The organism is Candidatus Hakubella thermalkaliphila (assembly GCF_013281975.1).
Taxonomy (GTDB): Bacteria; Actinomycetota; Humimicrobiia; order Hakubellales; family Hakubellaceae; genus Hakubella; species Hakubella thermalkaliphila.
In genome coordinates this window covers 1-3,690 of the sequence record NZ_BLRZ01000135.1, presented here as the reverse complement: position 1 = coordinate 3,690, position 3,690 = coordinate 1, and the positions used below count along the sequence as shown (strand labels likewise).

Annotated in this window: 2 protein-coding genes and 1 pseudogene; 1 reads left to right on the top strand and 2 read right to left on the bottom strand. The window is 51.4% G+C overall.

Annotated features, from left to right (window positions below; all coding sequences use genetic code 11):
- Window positions 1-3 precede the first annotated feature (3 nt).
- A pseudogene (locus HW443_RS09780) lies at window positions 4-996 on the top strand (IS701 family transposase).
- Here HW443_RS09780 and HW443_RS09775 read toward each other — a convergent pair.
- Window positions 972-3,002, bottom strand: a complete 2,031-nt coding sequence (locus HW443_RS09775) for a DUF166 family protein (protein ID WP_176238121.1) — start codon at window positions 3,000-3,002, stop codon at window positions 972-974. The pseudogene HW443_RS09780 and the gene HW443_RS09775 sit on opposite strands and share 25 nt — an antisense overlap.
- A 211-nt stretch (window positions 3,003-3,213) precedes the next feature.
- The coding region (locus HW443_RS09770) for a transposase (RefSeq protein ID WP_176238120.1) at window positions 3,214-3,690 on the bottom strand (477 nt) is incomplete at its 5' end.

The window sequence follows — 3,690 nt, the reverse complement described above, 5'->3', positions numbered from 1 at the left end:
AATATGAACCCACTCAAATGCGATGACCTGGATTACATCCACTTTCTCATAGCTAGTCAGAAGGTATTCACCTGCACAGAAGCCGCCCGGTGCCAACCCGAAGGGAAGGCGCCAGCTCACGACGCCTTTACCCGTCTGCTGCAAAGACAGTCGCCAGATACGGAAGCGTTGTGGCAGGAGGCAAAAGAGCTGGTCGACCGAAAACAGGGGCTCCTAGTGGTGGATGATACCACTTTGGACAAGCTTTATGCCCGGAAGATGGAACTGGTCACCTACCATTGGAGCGGTAAACACCGGCAAGTGGTGCGCGGCATCAACCTTCAAACCCTCCTTTGGACCGATGGGAAAGCTCTCATCCCCTGCGACTTTCGGGTCTATGCCAAAACCTAAGACGGTAAGAGCAAAAACGACCATTTCCAGGCGATGCTTAAGGAAGCTAAGGAACGGGACTTTGAGCCAAGCTTTGTGTTGTTTGATACTTGGTATGCCAGCTTGGGAAATCTGAAGAGGGTCCGAGATTACGGCTGGCATTGGCTAACAAGGCTGAAGAGTAACCGTTTGGTCAATCCTGATGGGGAAGGGAATATTCCCCTCAGTCAAGCGAAGATTCCTCCAGAGGGACGAGTGGTACATCTGAAGGGATATGGGTTCATCAAGGTATTTCGGACGGTCTCTGAAAACGGGGACGGGCAATACTGGGCGACTGATGATCTTCAGATGGACGAAGCTAGTCGGGAGGACTTGGAGAGCCAGGGGTGGAGGATCGAGGTATATCATCGGGGGATCAAGCAGTGCTGCGGAATTGAGCGAGCGCAAGTACGGAAGGCGGTGGCACAGAAGAATCACTTTCTTTATGCGCTGCGGGCATTTCTGCGTTTGGAGATACACAAGTTGCGAACGGGAAATAGTTGGTATGAGGCAAAGGTGTCCATTATCAGGGAGGCAATACGGGCTTATCTGGGTAACCCTACCTACAGTCTTACCCCAACTGCGTAAGTCCTATCTGGATTTAAGGCGGCAAATAGCTCATAGAGTGCCTCCAGGCTAAACCCTGCTACTACCTGTTTTTTTACTGCCGGGATAAAACAAGGAGAGCCTAATCTTTCCTGGTATGAAGCAATAGCCAGGTGAATAATTTCCTTGGCCTTCTCCAACGCCTGCTTCGTCGTGAAATCCACAAAATGTGAACCGGGAATGCGCGCGTTCCGGGAAGTTGTGACAATCTTCGTTTTGAAACACTCCGCAACCGCCTGTACGCTAGGCATTATGCATTGCACGTCAACCACCATCACATCCAACGCGCCCGTCATGATGGGCAACTCTTGCGACATAAAGTTGGTTGCCAAAGGAACTCCTTGGCGCATCAGAACCTCGTTGCCTGTACAGCAAACACCCATTAACTGGATTCCCGCTGCACCTGCTTCCCGCGCCTCGTTATCCAAATCCCGGGCTGCCATCACTATCAATTCTGACAAAAGGGGGTTGTGGCCATGGACGGCTATATTAACCTTATGCTCGTCTATCACGCCCAAGTTTGCTTCGGTATAAACCGGGGCGGAAACCCCAAAAAGGATATCAGAGAGATCAGTACCCACATGCATGCCCGCAAAGTCAGCCAAAGCCGCCTCCAGCGTCTTAAAGATGAGACTGACCGGGTCGGCATCCATCCCCAGATGCGTTTGGCTCATAGCTGTAGCGATTGTGTCAAAAATACTTGTAGGCAAAATATCTGTTTCCTGGAATATCCTGAATCGCGCGGCGATGACGGTTTTTTCCACCCACTGCAGGTGGCCATCTTCCAAGCGACTGTACTCAGCTAAACAAAGTGCTACCAGCTCGCGCAGAATATCCATGTCTTCCCGTCCTACGGTGGTGATGCCCATTCTTGTAGCCACTGTCTTCAGTTTTTGCGGACTGGCAATGCCGTAGTCTTTCCCGGCTCGGCCCTCAACTACTGCCTTTAAGGTGAGCATTATATGCTTTGCATGGTCTGAATGCGCAGCCGTGCCGCCTAGTACGGAACGAAGCAGGTTGCGCGCCACAATGGTATAGGCCGTAGCACCACAGACACCTTTAGGAGCCGAAGAAGTAATCTGACACGGACCTTGGATACAAATGCGACAGCAAATTCCCGAATCTCCGTAACGACATTGCGGCTGTTGCGCCTGGTAGCGTTGAAATGCGGTATCAACAGGCATAACAGTGGCAAGCATAGCTGTAACGGCAGGATCCGCGCTTCTGCGCCGATCTTCTGCAATACTGGTAGCCATGTCCACTCCTTCACGGTGCAACTCGCCGGCAAAATGCAGGACGGTATCTTTTAGCTCCCTGTCCATTTTCATGCTGCCGGTGCAGGGATAATTGTGCCACCTATTACCAACTATTTCATGCAGCTTTTCATCATCAAGCACACCCGCCAAGTTGCGTGCCACAAAGTAGGCTGCTCCGCAGGGGGAACTTTGCACAACTCTGGCTTCTTGGATCACTCCGTCCATTTTTCTGATACTAAACAAGGGAAAACCTATGCGAAAATGGCGAATAAACTTGTTAACTTCCGGGTGAAGCTCGTTCTCCCGCAAAGCACAAAAAGGTTTAGGGAAAACGATTTCCAAGTCTGTCCCCTTAGCTTTCTGTTCCACCTGCCTGCGGGCACCGCCCTGCAGCCAGAGCGGATCCTCCAGCGGAACAACCAACGCCTTCACCCCTGCCTGGATACAAAACTCCGGCAGGGAAAGAAGGATGTCCTGATGCAAGTTAATCGCTAACACAGTTTGCACACCCTTGAATTGAGCAACAGGCGGCAGGTACTGAAGCGGGTCTTCCTCCAACATGACAGGCAGGTTGTCAGGCTGTTCCCAAACAATGGCGATATCCCGGGAATAGTTCAAATCGTACTGACGACGACATTCAGTGCAGTCGGTACAGCCGGTGCAAAACTTTTCCACATCGCGCAAGTGACTGAGAACCTTTAGGCCGAAAGCTCCACTATAGAGGGTGTCCAAAAACTAAGGGCATTTTGCCCAAGGTGGGGAATTACTCCTACATGAGATCTGATTTTGAGGTCAATGTGGGAAGTTTTATGCGAAATTAGCTCCTTTTTAGGGGCGAAGTGGGAGATGAGTTTTTGAAATTGGAGTTTTTAGACAGCCTCTATATAGAACAGCTATCTTCACTTTGGCTACCTCCCTTGAAAATAACCCCCCGTAGTGGTCATTATGCTACCAGCGGGAGTCCTTGAATATCGACTTTGAGTCCCAGGCTTTCGAGCCGACGGACATGGTGGCGGATGATATGCTTTTTGTTGATTTCGTTAAGGTAGTTGACGCCCAACTCGCGGTGAGGCACTTTGTCTCGGATGATGAAATAGGCACCTTCCAGAATGCTGTGGCCCACCGCGACTGCTGCTCGCTTCCTCCCTTTGCGGCTGGCAAGACGAGCATATTGTGATCCCAGATAGGTGTTCTTAGTCCGTCCGGCAGCATGCCCACATTCCACCAGGATCGCCTTCAGCCATTTGTTGCCTTTGGTGGTTCGCCCACTGCGGCGCTTGCCCCCACTTTCGTTGTTCCCAGGACTAATACCCGCCCAGGAACAGAGATGTTTATGGGACGGAAACTGACCCATCTCTACCCCGATTTCGGCGACCATATCCTGGGCCGAGCGCTTATCTACCCCCGGTTCCGTGTCCAG